This window comes from Aeromonas sp. FDAARGOS 1418 (assembly GCF_019048585.1).
Classification (GTDB): Bacteria; Pseudomonadota; Gammaproteobacteria; order Enterobacterales; family Aeromonadaceae; genus Aeromonas; species Aeromonas caviae.
This window is the reverse complement of record NZ_CP077387.1, coordinates 3,808,706-3,827,478: the sequence shown is the minus strand read 5'-3', so window position 1 is coordinate 3,827,478 and position 18,773 is coordinate 3,808,706. Positions and strand designations below refer to the sequence as shown.

Genomic DNA, 18,773 nt, shown 5'->3' with positions numbered 1-18,773 from the left:
TTCTGCATGAAAAACAGGCTATTACCTTAGAAATTGATGGGCTTGTCAAAGTCTGGACAGATAAAGATTGAGACCCATGGTGCTTTCGGATAAAAAGGATTTTCAATTATCTGGATACACACAGAACCCGGCTATGCCGGGTTCTGTTTGCCTGCTTTCCCGCGGCACGCTAAGGAGGCCACAGTTGCGCAGTCAGGGATCTGAGCATCTGTTTTTTCGCCATTTCACCGAACAGGGATGTCTTGGGGATCTCTGCATCCTGCTGGTGACCCACCTGCTTCCCGACAGACCCGACTTCATCCAGGTGCTCGATCGGGTGGGCCGGGTCGGTGCCATCCTGCCCAAACCCAAGTCCGTGCACGGGCCGACGCTGGCCTGGGCCCAGCAGCACTACCCCGTGCTGCCCCTCAATCGCCACTGGACCTCGGATCCCGGTGAGGTGATCGCCCAGATTGCCCCTCTGGTGATGTCTCACGAGCGGCTCATCATCCTCGACATCGGCGGCTACTTCGCCAAGAGCCAGGCGGTACTGGCCGAGCACTTTGGCGCCCGCTTCATCGGGGTGGTGGAGATGACCGAGAACGGCCATCAGCGCTACGAACAGGAGTCCCTGGCGGCCCCCGTCATCTCGGTGGCCCGCAGCCCCCTCAAGCAGGCGGAAGATATCCAGATCGGCCTGAGTGTGGTCTACTCCGCGGAGTCCCTCGCGCGTACCCTGAGGCGTACCTTCAACGTCTGCCAGGCCGCCCTGTTCGGCTATGGCAAGGTGGGGCGCAGCATCGCCCGGGAACTGCGCTGTCGCAACCTGCATCTGGAGCTGGTGGAGACGGATGCCCTGCGCCAGGTGGAGGCGCTCTCCCACGGCTTCAAGCTGGTGAACAAGGCCGAGGCCCTGGGCCGCGCCGAGCTGGTGATCTGCTCCACCGGCAACGGCTCCCTCGACATCACCGATCTGCAGGCCCTGCGCCCCGGCGCCATGCTGGCCTCGGTCACCTCCGCCGACGACGAATTCGCCTTCAGCCTCGCCCAGCTGCCCTGGCCGAGCGAGGAGGTGTGTCCCCATGTGCTGGCCCTGACCCGGCCGGACGGCAGCACCATCTTTTTGCTCAACCGGGGGGAGGCGGTCAACTTCGTCCACGGCGCCGTCATCGGCGAATATGTCTACCTGGTGCTGGCGGAGATCATCGAAGGGGTGCACCAACTGGCCCATCAGGCATCCACCCCGGGCCTTCACGAACTGCCCCAGGCCACCATGCAGCGCATCGCTCGCCACTGGTTGACCGATTTTCACGGAGTCACCCCATGACAGACACCCATTTGCCCCTCGCGAAACCGCGCATCGAAATCCGTTACTGCACCCTCTGCCGCTGGATGCTGCGGGCCGCCTGGCTCGCCCAGGAGCTGCTCTCCACCTTCGACGGCGAACTAGGCGAGGTGGCCCTGGTGCCCGCCAGCAAGGGGGAGTTTCGCATCCTGGTGGACGGGGTACTGGTGTGGGACAGGGTAGCCGACGAGGGCTTCCCCGAGGCCAAGGAGATCAAGCAGCGGGTACGGGATGTCATCGCCCCGGAGCGGGATCTCGGCCATGCGGATCGCAAACCCGCAGCCGAGTAGGCGGCATCACCCATGATGTGAAAGAGGGAGGCGCAGGCCTCCCTCTTTCGTTGCTGCGCCCGGTCAACGGTCGCCAGAGGTGGCCAGCGCTTCCCCGGCGGGGAGGCCGATATAGCGGGCCCGCTTGTGGGGCTTGATGCGGCTCACGTCCACCCACACCAGGCCGTCGATGCAGTGGTTGAAGTCCGGGTCGATGCCAAAGTCCATGAACTGCACGCCCCCCGGCTCGCACAGCTCGGCGTACTGCTTGTAGAGGGTGGGAATGGCGCAGCCCAGGTTGTCGAGCCCGGCCTTGAGCACCTTGAGGTCGTCCCCGTAATCGCGCCCCTCGAACAGCGTCGGCGTGGCGGGATAGGGGCGGCGGGAAGGGGCGAGGGCAAGGGCGGGGGCGAAGTGCTGGCGATAGAAGCTCACCAGCAGATCCTTGGCCGCTGGCGGCAGGCTGCCGGAGAGGGTGACGGGCCCGAACAGGTAACGGTATTGGGGATAGCGGGCCAGATAGGCCCCGATGCCGAACCAGAGGTAATCGAGCCCCCGCTTGCCCCAGTAGGCGGGCTGGATGAAGCTGCGGCCAAGCTCGATGGCCTGTTCCAGCCGGGGCAGCAGCTTCTCTTCGAAGCCGAACAGGGTGTGGCTGTAGAGGCCATCCAGCCCCTTGCTGGCCAGCCGTTCGGCCACCGGGGCGAAACGGTAAGCGCCGATGATGTCGAGGCGGGCGGGATCCCAGAGGATGAGATGGTGATAGTCATCGTCGAAGGCATCGAGATCCCGCCGCTTGCCCGAGCCTTCCCCCACCGCCCGAAAGGCAATCTCCCGCAGGCGCCCCAGCTCGCGCAGGATCACCGAGTGGCTCTGCTCGTGGCGACGATAGAGCAGGATGCGCTGGCCGTCCGGGGTCTGGCCGAGCAGCTCGCACCCGTCGATGGCCTGTTTCAGCAGGCGGCGATCCTCCGGCAGGGCGATGGGGGCCTCGGTCTGCAACCGTCCCGCCTTGCCCCGAGCGATTCGGTAGAGGTGGCCGCGCACCAGCCGGGCCGCCGTCTTGGCCGGCAGCTCCTGAAAACTGGCGAGGGGAATGCGCGCCCCTATGGTCACAGGCAGCGTCTGCCCCTGCTGGCGAAACAGCTGGCGTACCAGCAGCAGGGCGGAGGCGGGCTTGTTGAGCCAGGAGGCGAGATAGAACCAGAGGCTGTTGCGCCCTCCCAGGTGAATGGGCACCAGGGGCGTTCGGGTGCGTTGGGCCAGCTTGATGAAGCCAGCCTGCCAGGGGCCATCCTTCACCCCCTTGGGGCCGAGGCGGGAGACCTCGCCTGCGGGGAAGATAACCAGGGCCCCGTCGGCGGCAAGGTGTTCGTTCATGGCGAGGATGGCCTGTCTGTCGGTCTTGCCCCCCAGGTTGTCTACCGGCAGCAGCAAAGGGCGCAGCGGCGCGAGCTGGGCCAGCACCTGGTTGGCCACTATCTTGACGTCGGGGCGGATGCGCCCGATGAGGCGCAGCAGGGCCAGCCCGTCCAGGGAGCCGATGGGGTGGTTGGCGACAAGAATGACCCTGCCGCTGGCAGGAATGTGCTCGAGCTCGGCCTCGCTCACCCGGTAGTCGAAGTGGAGCTCGGTGAGGGCCTGCTCGACGAAGTCCAGACCGCGCAGGTGGGGATGGCGCGCGGCAAAGCGAGTGAAGGCCTCCTCGTGCAGCAACCAGCGCAGCCCCTGCCTCATCAGGGGACGGAGGAGGGGCTGGCTGGCGAGGCGGGGCAGGTGCTGCCCCAACAGGGTATCGACGTCGAACATGGGCAAGGCTCCGCTGAACTTTGCCCCAGCTTGACGTCCCTGCGTGCCTTTCGTGTGTCGGTTGGGTGACGGTTTGATGACGGGGCGAACCCCGTCCTTGCCCCCTTACTCAGCCCGCCAGGCAGAGGTGAGGCGCACCAGCGCCACCAGGGTGGCGACCGCTTTTTCCATGGATTGCAGGGGGATGAACTCGTGCTTGCCGTGGAAGTTGTGGCCGCCGGTGAACAGGTTCGGGCAGGGCAGCCCCATGAAGGAGAGCCGGGCGCCGTCGGTGCCGCCGCGAATGGGTTTGATCTTGGGCACCACGTCGGCGGCCTCCATGGCGGCTTTGGCCAGCTCGACGATGTGGGGATGGGGTGCTATCTGGCTGCGCATGTTGCGGTAGTTGTCCGCTATCTCCAGGGTGATGCGCGCCTTGGGGGTGTCCAGCTGCAGGGAGGCGACCCGCTCCTTTAGCTGGGCCTTGCGGGCGGCGAAGCAGTCATCGTCGAAGTCGCGGATGAGGTAGTGCAGGGTGGTCTCCTCCACCGTGCCCTCCATCCGGGCCAGGTGGAAGAAGCCCTCATACCCCTGGGTGCACTCCGGGGTCTGTTCGGCGGGCATGGCGGCATGGAAGCGGGCGGCCAGGGTCTGGCTGTTGATCATGCTGCCCTTGGCGGTGCCGGGGTGGACGTTGTTGCCTGTGATGCGCACCGTGGCGCTGGCGGCGTTGAAGTTCTCGCATTCGAGCTCGCCGAGCTCGCCGCCATCCACCGTGTAGGCCCACTTGGCCGGGAAGCGGTCCAGCGGGAAGCGGTCGGCACCGCGCCCTATCTCCTCGTCCGGGGTAAAGCCGACCCAGACATCGCCACGGGGGAGCTCGGGGTGAGCTTGCAGGTATTCCACGGCAGTGAGGATCTCAGCGATGCCCGCCTTGTCGTCGGCCCCCAGCAGAGTAGTGCCGTCGGTGGTGATGAGATCCTGCCCCAGGTAGTTTTTCAGGAAGCGGTACTGGCGGATGGCCAGCACTTCGTCTCCCTTGCCAAGGCAGATATCGCCCCCCTGATAGTTCTCGACTATCTGGGGAACGACGCATTCGGCCTCGTAATCGGCGGTGTCCATGTGGGCGATGAGCCCGATGGCGGGGGCATCCGGCTGGTTGCCCGGCAGGCAGGCGGTGAGGTAGCCATGCTCGTCCAGGGTGACCTGGCTCAGCCCCATCTGCGTCATTTCGTCGCACAGGGCCCGGGCGAAGAGGCGCTGTCCCTCGCTGCTGGGGCAGTCAGGATTGGTCGCATCGGAACGGGTATGAAAGGTGAGGTAGTGGAGAAAGCGCGAAAGCAGGGTGTTCATGGGCAAGCCTCGGGTCACGAAAGAGGAGTCATTGTGGCCAAGACGGCGGCGCCGCTTATTGCGTCAGCGCAGTTTTTGATGACTTTGTGGGGGAGGGGAGGGGAGGGCCATCGAAGGGGAGGGGCGGGGATCATTGCTCGGCAGTTTGCATAAAAATTCCAAAATGAAAACTGGTTAAGCAATTGCGAAAAAGCTGAATTTCCCCTCGGCCCAGCGCTGGCAAGGGGTGATCCAAAAAGCGTGACGTGTTGGTTATTTTCATCGCCTCGCCCACGCACTCCCATCCCCCGCCATCCCAGAGCCCGCCTTGCTGGCAGCGAGATTTTGCCCCCCGATGAAAACCCGTTTTTTAACACGATTTTTTATTGTCACTGGCTGCGGTAAGTGTGTACACTCCGCGCCGATCCAAGGGCAACCCTGCGCAGGCCGTGTCCGCCAGACCCGCAGGATCATGACGCCTATAGGGCGAGGCACGCAGAAACGACAGACACTGCTGGGGAATGGTTTCTTTAATACCGGTTAGGCTCCGGTATCAGGGAGAACAACGGACTCTCATCTTTCAGCTGACCGAGTGGGCTTCGGGCTCATCATCTCCCTTGTCATGGGCGGTCACTGGCGTTGAGCGGGTCGTAGTGGTTGTCGTCCATCAACACGATGCGTGCTGACGTCTTCCCTTCTCTTCCTTGAAACCCTCTCCTGTCCGTCGGGATGGCTGCCGAATGATGAACAAACGGCGTGGCTGATGCCGATTGTCATCAAAGTACCGCGGTACGCCGGCAAGGTGTTACCGCATACCGTTGAGCTTGATGTAAAGCCACCAGCCCCACATCAAGACTCGTTACTTCCCAAGATCCACCAGGCAGCCTTGGCTTGCCGCGATGTGCAATGAACAGGATGTGGCGGAGCATGCTCCGTTGCGGGTCCAACGTCAGCAGGCCGCTCTGGCTTGCCGCATTTTGCAATCAATGGTCTGGATGTGATTGAGGGTAACGAAGGCGGCCCACGGCCGCTCATTTGCGAGGCATAGCCCATGACTAACTGGTCCAGCAAGGACTCCTTGAAGGTCTACAACGTTCCCTACTGGGGTGCGGGTTTTTTCAATATCAATGACGCCGGTCATGTGACCGTCTCTCCCGACAAGTCTCGCCCCGAGGCTCAGATCGTGCTGTCCGAGGCCATCGAGCAACTGCGCCAGTCCGGGCTGACCACGCCGGTGTTGCTGCGTTTCCCCGACATCCTCAAGAGCCGGGTCGATGCGCTGTTCAACGCCTTCGGTCAGGCCATCGAAAAGTCAGGCTATGAAGGGGATTACCTGTGCGTTTACCCGATCAAGGTAAACCAGCAGCGCCGCGTCATCGAGACCATCAGTCAGTCCTACAGCGACAAGCCGAGGCTTGGGCTGGAAGCGGGCTCCAAGCCCGAGTTGCTGGCCGTGCTGTCCCATCATCATGAGCAAGGGTCCGTGATCGTCTGCAACGGTTACAAGGACCGCGAATACATCCGCCACGCCCTCCTGGGCAACCTGATGGGCCACAAGGTCTACATCGTGGTGGAGAAGCCCTCCGAGCTGGAAATGGTGCTGGACGAGTCAGCTCGTCTCAACATCAAGCCCAACATCGGGGTGCGCGCCCGTCTGGCGTCCACCGGCTCCGGCATGTGGGAATCGAGCGGCGGTTCCATGTCCAAGTTCGGTCTCTCCGCCTCCCAGATCCTGGCGCTGGTGGAGCGTCTGCGCAGCCTCGGCAAGCTGGATTGCCTGCAACTGCTGCACTTCCACCTGGGCTCCCAGATCGCCAATATCCGCGACATCCAGGGCGGCATCCGCGAGTGCGGCCGCTTCTACGCCGAGCTGTGCCGTCTTGGCGCCAAGGTCGAGGTGGTGGACGTGGGCGGCGGCCTGGGTGTGGACTACGAGGGCACCCGTTCCCAGAGCCACTGCTCCGCGAACTACAGCCTCTCCGAGTACGCCAACAACGTGGTCTGGGGCATCGGCGATGTGTGCCGCGAGTTCGACCTGCCGCACCCGACCATCATCAGCGAGTCCGGCCGTGCCCTGACTGCGCACCACGCCGTGCTGGTCACCAACATCATTGGTGCCGAAGGGGTGGAGGTGAACGACATCAGCGCCCCGGACGAAGACGCGCCCACCATTTTGCAGAACATGTGGAAAGGCTGGCTGGACCTGCGCGGGGAAGATCCCTCCCTGCTGGAGATCTTCCACGACTCCGTGGCGGATCTCGGTGACGTCAACGCCCAGTACACCATGGGCCTCTTGAACCTGGAGCAACGTGCCTGGGCCGAGATGCTGCACCAGAACACCTGTCTGGCGCTCAAGGAACTGCTGAACCCGGTCAACCGCAACCACCGCGCCCTGGCCGACGAGCTCTCCGAGAAACTGGCTGACAAGTGCTTTGCCAACTTCTCCCTGTTCCAGTCCCTGCCGGATGCCTGGGGTATCGGTCAGGTGTTCCCGGTGATGCCGCTGGCCGGCCTCGAGCGTCCGCTCACCCGCCGCGGCATCCTGATGGACATCACCTGTGACTCCGACGGTCAGGTGGAGCACTACGTCGACGGTCTGGGGGTGGAAAGCACCCTGCCGATGCCGGTCTACGGTGAAGACGAAGAGTGCCACGTCGGCTTCTTCCTGGTGGGTGCCTATCAGGAGATCCTGGGGGATCTGCACAACCTGTTTGGTGACACCCACTGCGCGGAAGTGTGGCTGGATGAAGAAGGCAAGATGGACATCCGCAACGTGGTGCGTGGCGACACCGTCGACCAACTGCTGCGTTACGTCAACATCGACCCGTCCGTGATCCGCGAGAACTACCAGCGCATCGTCTCCCACCCGGCGCTGGACGACGAGACCCGCAAGGCCCTGCTCGACGAGCTGGAGCTGGGTCTGCAAGGCTACGCCTACCTGGAAGACGAATAAGCCAGCGGCTTGTTCCTCGTCGGTCAAATGACGGACATGAAAAACGGCGCCTTCGGGCGCCGTTTTTGTTGTGCTGTTGCCTGGCTGGGGCCGGTTGGCGGGCTCTGTCATCCAGGCTGGCGGCATCCCGCCCCGGCCAGATCCGGCCACTGCCCGCTTCTGCCCGTCACCACCCTTGATCCAGGTCAAGGGGGACTTAGGTCCCTTATTTTACGGTCAAGAGTGATGTTGGTGAATGACACATAAGGATGTGCGTATGGAACTCAAGAGGGACCCGAGATGCTATACCGACGTCTGTATCGACGGTAAGTGGTATCACTACGATCACTGCAGCACTCACGTTTATATGCTGATGGGGGGCGCCGCCCCCAGCCTGCAGCTTGCCCATGAACCCGGCAGTGAAGAGGAGCTGGTGGAGATGCTCCGCCAGCACCCCCAACGCTGACTGCCTGCGGGCCATCGGGGGTATCGTCCCGGCGGCCCGCCTTGCTCAGCCCGCCTTGCGGCCCAGGATCTTATTGCCCATCTCCAGCAACGCCGTTGCCGCCGCATAGGCCTCGTCTGACTTGCCTATCTCGTCCGCTACGTAGAGAAAACCGGAACTGTACTTCTCAACCGCCTCGCGGGGAGTGGCCGCGTCGATGAAATCCTCTTCCACCTCGAACCCTTGTGTCAGCAGCGCCTCCTTCTCCGTGAGGAAGGTGGGGGAGGCCATGTCGACATAGGTATATTGCTGACGGCGGGAGGCGGGGACGCTGAAGAACTGGTATCTGGCCATGGATGTGGCTCCTCTGAACGGGTGATCTGCCATGGGGGCGCTCGATGCGCCCGGCAAGATAAAGGGGCATTCGAGTCTTGCAGCAGACTACCTTGAGTCGTGAAGGGACGCAATCGGGCTGGTGATGACCCTGGCGACATGGGCGCAGCGCCTCACCTGCTTGTCAGACAAGCACATCTTCCAGCACCCGTTGGGGAGTCTCGGGAGCGCAGTGGACAAGCAGTTGCTCCCCGGTCATGGGGCGCCCGAGCAGGTAGCCCTGCAAGGTGTCGCAGCCCAGCTCGGTCAGCAGGTCGCGCTGCTCCGGGGTTTCCACCCCCTCTGCCACGATGCGCATCTCCAGGGCCTGACCCAAGGCGATGATGGCGGCGATGATGGGGGCATCGTCGCCTCCCCGCTCCAGGGTGGTGACAAAGCCCCGGTCAATCTTGAGCTCGTTGGCGGGGAAGCGCTTGAGGTAGAGCAGGCTGGAGTAGCCGGTGCCGAAGTCGTCGATGGAGATGCCAAGGCCGAGCTCGGCCAGACGGTTGAGGATGGCGAGGCTCTCCTCGGCCTTCTGCATGGCGGTGGATTCGGTGATCTCCAGGGTCAGGTGACGGGCCTCGAGCCGATGGCGGGCGAGGGCGCCCTGCACCTCCTCCAGCAGCCCGGGGCTGGCGAGCTGGATGGTGGAGAGATTGACCGCCACGCTCCAGTCGTGATGACCCGCCGCCCGCCAGGCGCTCATCTGGCGGCACGCCTCGTCGATGACCCAGTTGCCGATGGGGATGATGAGCCTGCTCTTCTCCGCCAGCGGCAGGAAGCTGGCCGGCGAGACGGCACCATGCTCCGGGTGCTGCCAGCGCAGCAGGGCCTCGGCTCCGACCACCTGGCCGCTGCGGGCACAGTATTTGGGCTGGTAGTGCAGGGTCAGCTCCCCCCGCTCCAGGGCATGTTGCAACTCCTTGTGCAGCAGGAACTGCTGGTGGGCGTTGGCGTTCATGGCGCTGTCGAAGTAGTAGTAGTCGTTGCGCCCCTGCTCCTTGGCGTAATACATGGCGGCATCGGCGTTGAGGGTCAGCTCGTGCAGGCTGGTGCCATCCTGGGGATAGACGGCAATGCCGATGCTGGCGGTGATGTGCAGGCTGTGGTGCTCCCACTCATAGGGCTGGGCCAGGGTGGCCAGCAGCCGCTCGGCGAAGGTCGTGGTCTGGCTCACATCCCCCGGCGCCAGTGCCAGCACGAACTCGTCCCCGCCAAAGCGCGAGGCGGTGTCGCTGGCACCGAGCAGGCCGGTGATGCGCTGGGCCACCTCGGCCAGCAGCAGATCCCCGGTGTGGTGGCCGTGGGCATCGTTGATGATCTTGAAGCCGTCGAGATCGAGAAACAGCAGGGAGAAGCTGCGCTGGCTGTGCTGGCACTCCTGGATGCGCTGCTCCAGGCGATCGGCAAACAGCAGCCGGTTCGGCAGCCGGGTCAGGCTGTCATGGAGCGCCAGCTTGAGCAGCTCGTCGTGGGCCTGATGCAGGGAGGTGGAGAGCCTGGCGGCGTGGGCATCCAGCATGGAGAGCACGAAGGCGATGGCGAACACCGCCAGGGTCACTATGATGACCACGGTTGCCAGCCACTGGGTATTGAGACCGGTGTAGAGGGCCCCGCACAGGCTCTCTGCGGGGAACTGGGCCGCCGCCATGCCGGTGTAGTGCATGCCGATGATGGCCGCCCCCATCACCAGGGAGGCGAGGGCCTTGCTGAAGAAGGCGCGGGGCGAGCTGTTGCGCAGGCGAAACGCTATCCAGAGCGCGGCACCCGAGGCGAATACCGCGATGAGGATGGAGAGGATGAAGAGCCCAGGCAGGTAGTGGATGCCGGGCGCTATCTTCATGGCCGCCATGCCGATGTAGTGCATGGTGGCGATGCCGGCCCCCATCAGCACGGCCCCGAACAGGATCTGGTGCCAGGGGAGCTGGGGACGACTCACCAGCCAGAGTGCAAAAGCCGAGGAGCCGATGGCCGCCACCAGGGAGAGACCGGTGAGGGTCAGATCGTATCCCAGCGCGATGGGCAGGTTGAAGGCGAGCATGCCGATAAAATGCATGGACCAGATGCCGAGCCCCATGGCGAAGGCTCCCCCCGCTAGCCAGAGCACGGCGGCCCGTCCCCGGCTCTGGCTCACCCGGCTGGTCATGGTCAGCGCCGTGTAGGAGGCGAGCACCGCCACCAGGATGGAGAAGAACACCAGATCCTGGCTGTAATAACTGTCGAGCATGGGGTGGGTTGGGGTCACGTTCATTTACTCTGGGGTACATCAGGGCCTGAGCCTGGGCCGGGTCAGGGGAAATCGGGTGGCAGATTGTACACCAGGCGTCCCTGTCGTGAGCCAGAGATACGTACCAAAATGGCCCCCGGATCAGAGCAAAAACTCTGTCTTTTCTGGCATTGGCCGCCATCCTGTGACCGATAAACCGGCACATCCCCATTTTATCCCGTCTGAACAACAAGATAGGGGAGCATGGGGCGTTTGCCACGGCGCTGGTGGGCCCGTGGCGAAGGCGTGTGGAATGCGCACAAGGCGCCTGTGCGATAAAGGCGCGCAGCCCCTGTCGCCCTTTCACGATCGCCGCAGACCATGCGCTCAAGGAGTCAGCACAAGCCTGCATCCTCCGGGTCTTGGTTGACCCGGTACATCTGTTATCATCTTCCCCTTGTTTTCTTATCTCGTTGACTCTGCTGGAGAAACCATGTCTCGAACCCTCTATTTGCTGCGCCATGGCCAGACCCGTTACAACGCCGAATTGCGGTTGCAGGGGCGGTGCAACTCCGAGCTGACCCCCAGGGGAGAAGCCCAGGCCCTCGCCATGGGGGCCCGTCTGGCCAAGCTCCTGACCGAGCCCACCGACTGGACGATCTACGCCAGCCCCCTCGGCCGGGCACGGCAGACGGCGGAGCGGGTGTGTCAGCAGCTTGGCTTGGACCAGGAGCGCATCATCTGGGACGAGCGGCTGGTGGAGCTAGGGATGGGGGAGTGGGAGAGTCGCCGGGTGCCCGAGCTGCTGGCGGCCTACCCCGAGCTGGATCTGGAGGAGCCGGACTGGTATCTGCGGGCCCCCCATGGCGAGAGTTTTGAGAGCATTCAGCGCCGGGCCCGGCAATGGCTTGAGGACGAGCACATTGCCGAGCAGGCCATCGTGGTTTCTCACGGTCTCTTTGGCGCCATGCTGCGCGGCGCCTATGTGGATCTGGACTACACCACCACCTGGCTGCAGGAGCTGCCGCAGGATGCCTTCTTCAAACTGAGCGGTGGCCGCATAGAACGGATTGCCTGCTGACCACACGAAGGCGGCCCGCCGTGGGTGGGCCTTGTTGTGATAGGTCGCTCAGCCAACTGCCAATTTGGCCGCTTCTTTCCACATAAAAGGCGGCATCGGAGTAGTGAGACGCCACCTAATGTTCAAGAATGGTACGCGATGGTATTACTGTAAGAAGTATTAATATAAGCCCAGATAGAAGCTGAAGCTCTTTCTGAGCCCACTTATGGACGGACAATTTAGCGTTCTGTATCATTCTGTTATGACTAAAAAACATCACACCTCGGGATACATGTTCGATCTATTCTCCGAATCCGAAGAGCCCTCTGGGCTTCTTGAGACTTTGCTGGATGAAAGCGAGTCTCTCTTCGCCAAAAAACTATCTCTGAACGACCGAGACTGGGCCAGACATCCGAATAAGCATCAGGGAGGGGTCTATGTCAACGTAGAAGAAAGGGACAGTGATTTTTTCCCTCGGTTGAGTAAAAAAAACAGAGATGATGATGGTGCTGCCGAGATCCATGAGGCTTTCATTGAAATCGAATGGCCAACAGTCGGAGAGAACAAAATAGCCCGATTGGTTAACTACAGGAGCAAAAAAGAAGAGACCCATTTAACTCGACTCCCGAAGCCTCCGTTCCGCGACGCATCCCCTGCATCCCTGCTTATCATCGGTAAACGAGACGGGCGTTATCGCGCGATGGTCGTTGACTCCGATAGTGATGAATATGAATTCGTTCACAATCTACTTTCGCTTGCTCCAGATTTTGTCTCAGGAATTTTCGTACTCTCCTTCATCCGCAAGGAGAGGGAGGAAAAAGCTGTTTCGTTCATCGATGAAGTGGTCAGAACATTCTTCGATGGATCTTTTCCAGCCCTCATTTCGCGCTACTCGCACATGCCGACGACAGTTGAACTTGCTCAGACAGCTAGAAGGCAATATCTGACCCAGAATGGTCTTCATAACCTAAATCCATACAAGGTGGATAAACCAGGGGATGCCCTGCGGACGATCAGTCGGCATGTAGAATATGAGATTTTCAAGGATCTTCAGATCAAAATCAGGTCCATAGAGCTGATTCGGATTATTCTCGGGGACGACCCCGCTAAAGTGGACATCGAAAAGGCTCTCCGGGCTATCGTTCTAAACTTCCCGAAAATAGATGCGATGCTCTTATCCGCAGCCCAGCAGAGAAAGTCCCGTGCTGGATACTCATTCGAACACCACATCGAGATGATGATGAAAGACGGGGGAATACCATTCGATAAACAAGTTGTACTGGAGGCTAAAAAGCGTCCCGATTTTATCCTTCCGAGTCAGGTTCTTTACGAAGATACCACACGAACTCATACCGAAACCCTTGTGCTTAGTGCAAAGACGACTCTGCGGGAACGATGGAAACAGGTTGGCGGTGAAATTCGAAACTGCGATCTCTTTCTCGCCACCGTTGATGAAAATATCGCACAGAATGCGATTATAGATATGAAATCACAAGGTATCAGTCTCGTTGTTCCAGAGAGCCTGAAAAACTCCAATATGACTGACTATAAGAGTGAGCCGAATGTCCTTTCTTTCAGAACTTTTTTCGACGATGAGATCTGCGAAAAAAGAGGGGAGCTATGGAAAAACAGAGGCTACTTGAAATGATTTATATCAATCGCGCCGACATCAGGATGTACAATATTTTCCGGCAGTATTGATCCCGGCGCGATTTACATTATTATTTTTTTTCTGCTTTCATCAAAAATGGCCACATTAGCTTTGCGACAGCTGCAAACACCGGCACAACAACTGAGTTGCCAAATTGGCGATAAGCCTGTGTATCAGAGACCGGTATCTTGAAATCGTATTTTCCTGGTTGCTCAAACCCCATCAGTCTTGCGCACTCTCTGGGGGTAAGACGGCGGGGGCGATTCTGTTGGTTTTGTTCATTATTGAAATCGGTCTCTGCTAACGCCATGTCCCACCCTCGATCAATCAGGATCTCAGAACCATCCTTGTGATAACGTGCGGACAAGGTTCTGGCCACTGTTGAGGGGTTATCAGGATTGACTAAACCATAGCCAAAACCATTGCCTTTAGCCTGGTGCTTCTTGGCATATTCATACAGATATGACCACAGCTTGGGTGTCAAAATGTATTTGGGGTCTACTTGTTCTTCAGGCTCAAGCAAATCTGAAAAAGTAATTTTCTGTTCAGGATAGAATGCTGCCACATTATTCAGAGTAAAGCCTTCATGTAGACCGAGGTCCTTTCTAAAACCGACAAGAACAATACGCTCTCGGTGTTGGGGGGTGAAATGTTTCCCATCAATAATTTTAGGGTCTTTTGAGCCATTGACATCCAGGTCTGCAACCCAATATCCCAACTCGGTCAATGCTTCCTTGATTACCCGGAATGTGTTGCCTTTGTCATGACTTTTCAGGTTTTTTACATTCTCAAGCACAAAAGCTGTTGGCCTTTTGGCATCAATGATACGAGCCACATCAAAGAACAAGGTTCCCTGAGCTTCGCACTCAAATCCATGAGCGCGTCCAAGAGAGTTCTTTTTGGATACACCTGCCAATGAGAATGGCTGACACGGGAATCCGGCAAGCAGTACGTCATGATCTGGAATTTCTTTATCTATGTGGGCATAGACAAAATCACGATCGTCATTGTCCGGCATGGTGATTTCACGGATGTCGGAATTGAATTTGTGTGCAGTTTCGTCACAGTACCAGTTGGCTTTGTAAGTTCTGACAGCCTGTTCGTTCCATTCACTGGTAAAGACGCATTGACCACCAATGTCCTCAAAACCTTTACGAATGCCACCGATACCGGCAAACAGGTCAATAAATTTGAAATTGTAGTGACCGTGATGCTTGGGGGGAGAGGGTATCAGCCCCTTTAGCATCTCGGTTTCAGCATGGGTCAGTGGCTTTTGCTCGATCTTGCCATGTAGCCACCGATTCAGTGACTCACGAGTCCATTCGTTATCGCCCTGCGTGCGCAATTTTTCAGCAATTTGTTTTTGATCGTAGATGTCGAGGACCTTCTCCATCAGCCGTCGATCTTCGGCCTGGCGTTGGGCATAGAATGCTTGGTCTTCTTCAGGGGTGTTGTAAACGGGCATTGTTGAGTGTTTCATATCCAAATCTGGAGCGTGTTGCTGTTGTCGAAATCTTATCACTCATTTTACCCAGAGAGAATGCTGGAGCTGTAAAAAAACACAGTGTCCATCATCAGCTTCAAACGAGGTTCTATATGGCTGATATTGTGGATGTAGAGACTAGAAGCCGTTTCATGTCTGGCATCAAAAGCGTCAACACCAAACCGGAGATGCAAGTCCGTCAGCTTCTGCACCAAGCTGGTTTTCGTTATCGTCTTCATGATCGGTGCTTACCCGGCACTCCCGATATCTGGTTACCACGTTGGAAAGCAGTGATAGAGGTAAATGGCTGTTTCTGGCATGGGCATATGTGTCATCTGTTTAAATGGCCACGTAGCCGTGAGGCTTTCTGGAGGGACAAGATTGAGGAAAATCAGAGGCGAGATCAGGCTCATCTTCATGAGTGGACAGCTCTAGGAATTAAAAGCCTGACAATTTGGGAGTGTGCTTTAAAAGGAAAAAAACGCCATGATCATGAGAGACTGATAAATGTTATATCCTGGTGGTTGTATGAAAGTGACTGTCACGGAGACATTTCAGGTGGGGAAGAATTGAGTCTTGTTAATATGGTGTCAACTAAAAATTAGTGCCGGTCAGAGGGTGGGGGCCATGACCGACCAAGTGCTTGATGATTGTATAAGATATCTATTTTAAGATGAGCCATTTTGGTGTTTTTTGGTATCCAACGCTGCCTTGAGAAATTAGCTCGCAGTGAATATTCCCTTTAGGGTCAAAGCCAATTATTATATTGTCACCAGCCTTGGCTTGACTCATGACAGGATTGGTTTGAAAATAAAGGCGATATTCTGAACGGGTTGGGTGTAATTCTCTTGCATCATACCATGTTAATTTTGAGCAAATTGTTTCATCAGAGCCTCTAGTGGAAAATGATGCCAACATTTCTACCTTATTGGCACCGAATAATCGTTTGAGTTGAGCTACCCCATTAAATTCATGTTGATTGGATCGTGATGTATCAACTTCAACTGCTGATAATGTTTTTACACAAGAGGCACTGAAATTGATCGGTTTGATAGACATGTCGGTTCCTCTATTTTTCTTAGAACTGATTTCAAGGGTATCGGTATGATGCTCGCATCAAGATAAGGCACCATGTGAGGCTTTTTGTCAATCTAGTAGGGGCATTCAAAGTTCACGGTTCTTGAAGGAACCGCTTGGTGGGGGGGCTTTGCGGGCCAAGGCACAGTCTCTGCCAAGGGAACTGGGTATGATGGTGCGGCAATCACCATGACAGGGAGCAAGCATGATAAGTCATATCGACCATCTGGTATTGACGGTCAGCGACATTGAGCGGGCGGTGGCGTTTTATAGCGGCGCCTTCAAGATGGAGCCCATCACCTTCGGGGCGGGGCGCCGGGCGCTGCGCTTTGGCAACCAGAAGATCAATTTGCAGTTGCTGGGGGACGAGGTGCGCAACCGGGCGCAGGTGGGGTCGGGGGATCTCTGCCTCATCACCCGCTGGCCCCTGGATCAGGTGATGGCCCAGCTGGCGAGCCAGGGGGTCGAAATCGTGGAGGGGCCAGTGATGAAAAGCGGTGCCTGTGGTCCCATCGAATCGGTCTATTGCCTGGACCCGGATCGGAACCTCATCGAGATCAGCCGCTATTGCTGAGTTCCTGGCACCTTGCGGTTTGTGTCATTGCTCCCTGGTGCGCCCCTTGCGCAGCAGAGGGATCACGGTGAGCACCATGCCGGTGAAGAGCTGCAGATAGCCCAGGGGCAGCAGGGCAAAGGGCTCGTGCAGGAAGCCCTGGGCATCGAGGGTGGAGCCCAGCAGGTTGAATGCCACAAAGCAGCCGAGCCCGGCCAGGATCAGCAGGGCACCTATTTTCATCGTCATCTTGTTATCCTCGTCAGCGAGATGGAACGGATGGGAGACTTTCATGCCTGGGTGAAGAGAGTGTGAAGTCGCGCCAGGCACCAAACACAACGGCAGCCCGAGGGCTGCCGTTGTGTTGAGGGGTAAGCCCCGGGCCAAGGCGCTCAGCAGACCCCTTGCGCCAGCATGGCGTCGGCCACCTTGACGAAGCCGGCAATATTGGCGCCGCTTTCGTAGTTCACATGGTCAGCATCCTGACCGTAACGGACACAGGTGGCGTGGATGCTGGTCATGATCCCCTTGAGGCGGGCGTCCACCTCTTCCCGGGTCCAGGAGAGGCGCTGGGCATTCTGGCTCATCTCGAGGCCCGAGGTGGCAACCCCGCCGGCGTTGGCCGCCTTGCCCGGGGCGAACAGCACCCGGGCGTCGTGGAAGAGACGGATGGCGGCGGCGCTGGAGGGCATGTTGGCCCCCTCGGCCACCAGCTGCACGCCGTTGGCAATAAGCTGCGCCGCATCTTCGGCATTCAGCTCGTTCTGGGTGGCGCAGGGGAGGGCGACGTCGGTCGTCAGGTGCCAGGGGGTGCGGCCGCTGAAGAACTCGAGCCCGAGCTCATGGGCGTAATCGGCGACCCGCTTGCGCTGCTCGTTTTTAAGCGCCATCAGACGGGCCAGCTTCTCGGGGGTGAAGCCGTCCGGATCATAGACGGTGCCGCCGGAGTCGGAGGCGGTGATGACGCGGGCGCCGAGGGCCATCGCCTTCTCGATGGCGTATTGGGCCACGTTGCCCGAGCCCGACACCGAGACCCGCAGGCCATCGAGGGACTGGCCGCGATGGGCCAGCATGGCGTCGACAAAGTAGAGCAGGCCGTAGCCGGTGGCTTCCGGACGAATGAGGCTGCCGCCAAAGGAGAGTCCCTTGCCGGTGAAGACGCACTCGGCGCTGTTGGTGAGCTTCTTCATCATGCCCGCCATGTAGCTCACCTCGCGCCCGCCCACCCCGATGTCGCCCGCCGGCACGTCGGTGTTGGCCCCCAGGTGGCGATAGAGCTCCAGCATCAGGGCCTGGCAGAAGCGCATCACTTCTCCTTCGCTCTTGCCCTTGGGATCGAAATCGCTGCCCCCCTTGCCGCCGCCCATGGGCAGGGTGGTGAGGGCGTTCTTGAAGGTCTGCTCGAAGGCGAGGAATTTCAGCACCGAGAGATCCACCGAGGGGTGGAAGCGCATGCCGCCCTTGAAGGGGCCGATGGCGGAGCTGTGCTGCACCCGGTAGCCGCGGTTCACCTGCACCCGGCCCTGGTCATCCACCCAGCTCACCCGAAACTGCACCAGGCGCTCGGGCTCCACCAGTCGCTCCAGCAGGCCGTGTTGCAGGTAGCGGGGGTGGCGCTCCACATAGGGCCAGATGGAGGCGATCACCTCGCTCACGGCCTGGATGAACTCGGGCTGGTGAGGGTTGCGGCTGGCGACCTGGGCCAGGAAGGCCTCCTGGGAGAGGGAATGACTCATCTTTAACTCCTGTCGTGAATGATGAAAGTGGCGTCCTGCCAGAGAGGGGATCATGCCCGTCTTCAGGGTTCGCGGGGCTCAAGGGGCCCGTTGTTGCGCCCCGATGGGGGTGTCATTTCCCGTCGTCGGCGGGTCAGAGCAGATAATTCGCGATGACCAAAATCTTTTTATGCATTTTTGCTGGATAAATATCAAGCGTTAGATCATCTGGCTATCTGCCGAAGGCCGCACCCTATCTTCGGCGGCGGGTGCCCGGCCCATGAAGTGAGCACCATGAAGTGAAAAGAGGCGGGGAGTGCGCGGTGCAGCCCAATCAGGGCCGCGGCGTCACCGCACGCTGGATAATGGGGGGCCTGCTGCTGCATCAGGGGCAGCACCCCCTGTGAGCCAGCAGCCAGGGTGCGACGGGGCCGGGCGCGGGCGCGTGCAATGTGCTACTGTAGCGGCGTTTTTTGCCGAACATGCAGGGCGCAGGCCCTTATTTCATGGAGTTGTATGCAGACGAACCCGACCACAGCGCGGCTGATCCAGCCTGCCATTCT

The 18,773-nt window shown here is 59.5% G+C and carries 16 protein-coding genes; 8 read left to right on the top strand and 8 right to left on the bottom strand.

Annotated features, from left to right (window positions below):
- The first annotated feature begins 184 nt into the window (after positions 1-184).
- Together I6L48_RS17805 and I6L48_RS17800 are read left to right on the top strand one after the other, a co-directional pair.
- Positions 185-1,306: an adenosylhomocysteinase gene (locus I6L48_RS17805; RefSeq protein WP_042882543.1), complete on the top strand. Its 1,122-nt coding sequence runs from the start codon at positions 185-187 to the stop codon at positions 1,304-1,306.
- Complete coding sequence (locus I6L48_RS17800) at positions 1,303-1,614, top strand: SelT/SelW/SelH family protein (RefSeq protein ID WP_010674179.1); 312 nt, start codon at positions 1,303-1,305, stop codon at positions 1,612-1,614. The genes I6L48_RS17805 and I6L48_RS17800 overlap by 4 nt, the downstream gene beginning before the upstream one ends.
- Positions 1,615-1,677: 63 nt before the next feature.
- Here the strand turns inward: I6L48_RS17800 and I6L48_RS17795 are convergent, their stop codons facing one another.
- Together I6L48_RS17795 and pepT are read right to left on the bottom strand one after the other, a co-directional pair.
- A complete protein-coding gene (locus I6L48_RS17795; RefSeq protein WP_216987557.1) occupies positions 1,678-3,402 on the bottom strand; it encodes a lysophospholipid acyltransferase family protein in 1,725 nt (574 codons plus the stop codon).
- Positions 3,403-3,507: 105 nt separating this feature from the next.
- Positions 3,508-4,734 (bottom strand): peptidase T, encoded by a 1,227-nt coding sequence (pepT, locus tag I6L48_RS17790; protein ID WP_216987556.1) that lies wholly within the window; start codon positions 4,732-4,734, stop codon positions 3,508-3,510.
- 1,030 nt (positions 4,735-5,764) lie between these two features.
- Here pepT and speA point away from each other — a divergent pair.
- Positions 5,765-7,666 (top strand): biosynthetic arginine decarboxylase, encoded by a 1,902-nt coding sequence (gene speA, locus I6L48_RS17785; RefSeq protein WP_041212753.1) that lies wholly within the window; start codon positions 5,765-5,767, stop codon positions 7,664-7,666.
- A gap of 256 nt (positions 7,667-7,922) precedes the next feature.
- A complete protein-coding gene (locus I6L48_RS17780) occupies positions 7,923-8,111 on the top strand; it encodes a hypothetical protein (RefSeq protein WP_010674183.1) in 189 nt (62 codons plus the stop codon).
- A gap of 45 nt (positions 8,112-8,156) precedes the next feature.
- Here the strand turns inward: I6L48_RS17780 and I6L48_RS17775 are convergent, their stop codons facing one another.
- Together I6L48_RS17775 and I6L48_RS17770 are read right to left on the bottom strand one after the other, a co-directional pair.
- Positions 8,157-8,444 (bottom strand): hypothetical protein, encoded by a 288-nt coding sequence (locus I6L48_RS17775; protein ID WP_216987555.1) that lies wholly within the window; start codon positions 8,442-8,444, stop codon positions 8,157-8,159.
- Positions 8,445-8,607: 163 nt separating this feature from the next.
- Complete coding sequence (locus I6L48_RS17770) at positions 8,608-10,716, bottom strand: bifunctional diguanylate cyclase/phosphodiesterase (protein ID WP_254203223.1); 2,109 nt, start codon at positions 10,714-10,716, stop codon at positions 8,608-8,610.
- Between the two features lie 448 nt (positions 10,717-11,164).
- Between I6L48_RS17770 and I6L48_RS17765 the strand changes: the two genes are divergently transcribed.
- Both I6L48_RS17765 and I6L48_RS17760 read left to right on the top strand, forming a co-directional pair.
- Positions 11,165-11,752, top strand: a complete 588-nt coding sequence (locus I6L48_RS17765; RefSeq protein ID WP_052814946.1) for a histidine phosphatase family protein — start codon at positions 11,165-11,167, stop codon at positions 11,750-11,752.
- A gap of 205 nt (positions 11,753-11,957) precedes the next feature.
- Complete coding sequence (locus tag I6L48_RS17760) at positions 11,958-13,379, top strand: type II restriction endonuclease (protein WP_216987554.1); 1,422 nt, start codon at positions 11,958-11,960, stop codon at positions 13,377-13,379.
- A gap of 73 nt (positions 13,380-13,452) precedes the next feature.
- On the opposite strand, the gene I6L48_RS17755 is transcribed toward I6L48_RS17760, so the two are convergent.
- A complete protein-coding gene (locus I6L48_RS17755) occupies positions 13,453-14,862 on the bottom strand; it encodes a DNA cytosine methyltransferase (RefSeq protein WP_272939143.1) in 1,410 nt (469 codons plus the stop codon).
- Between the two features lie 116 nt (positions 14,863-14,978).
- Between I6L48_RS17755 and I6L48_RS17750 the strand changes: the two genes are divergently transcribed.
- The gene (locus I6L48_RS17750) at positions 14,979-15,470 is read left to right on the top strand and encodes a very short patch repair endonuclease (RefSeq protein ID WP_216987553.1); all 492 of its coding nucleotides are present in this window, start codon (positions 14,979-14,981) and stop codon (positions 15,468-15,470) included.
- A 58-nt stretch (positions 15,471-15,528) separates the two neighbouring features.
- On the opposite strand, the gene I6L48_RS17745 is transcribed toward I6L48_RS17750, so the two are convergent.
- Entirely contained in the window at positions 15,529-15,924 is a 396-nt protein-coding gene (locus I6L48_RS17745; protein ID WP_216987552.1) for a hypothetical protein, read from the bottom strand.
- 223 nt (positions 15,925-16,147) lie between these two features.
- On the opposite strand from I6L48_RS17745, the gene I6L48_RS17740 reads away from it, so the two are divergent.
- The gene (locus tag I6L48_RS17740) at positions 16,148-16,516 is read left to right on the top strand and encodes a VOC family protein (RefSeq protein WP_216987551.1); all 369 of its coding nucleotides are present in this window, start codon (positions 16,148-16,150) and stop codon (positions 16,514-16,516) included.
- A 24-nt stretch (positions 16,517-16,540) separates the two neighbouring features.
- On the opposite strand, the gene I6L48_RS17735 is transcribed toward I6L48_RS17740, so the two are convergent.
- Both I6L48_RS17735 and gdhA read right to left on the bottom strand, forming a co-directional pair.
- The gene (locus tag I6L48_RS17735) at positions 16,541-16,744 is read right to left on the bottom strand and encodes a DUF3955 domain-containing protein (protein WP_216987550.1); all 204 of its coding nucleotides are present in this window, start codon (positions 16,742-16,744) and stop codon (positions 16,541-16,543) included.
- Positions 16,745-16,887: 143 nt separating this feature from the next.
- Complete coding sequence (gdhA, locus tag I6L48_RS17730) at positions 16,888-18,231, bottom strand: NADP-specific glutamate dehydrogenase (protein ID WP_216987549.1); 1,344 nt, start codon at positions 18,229-18,231, stop codon at positions 16,888-16,890.
- Between the last annotated feature and the right edge of the window lie 542 nt (positions 18,232-18,773).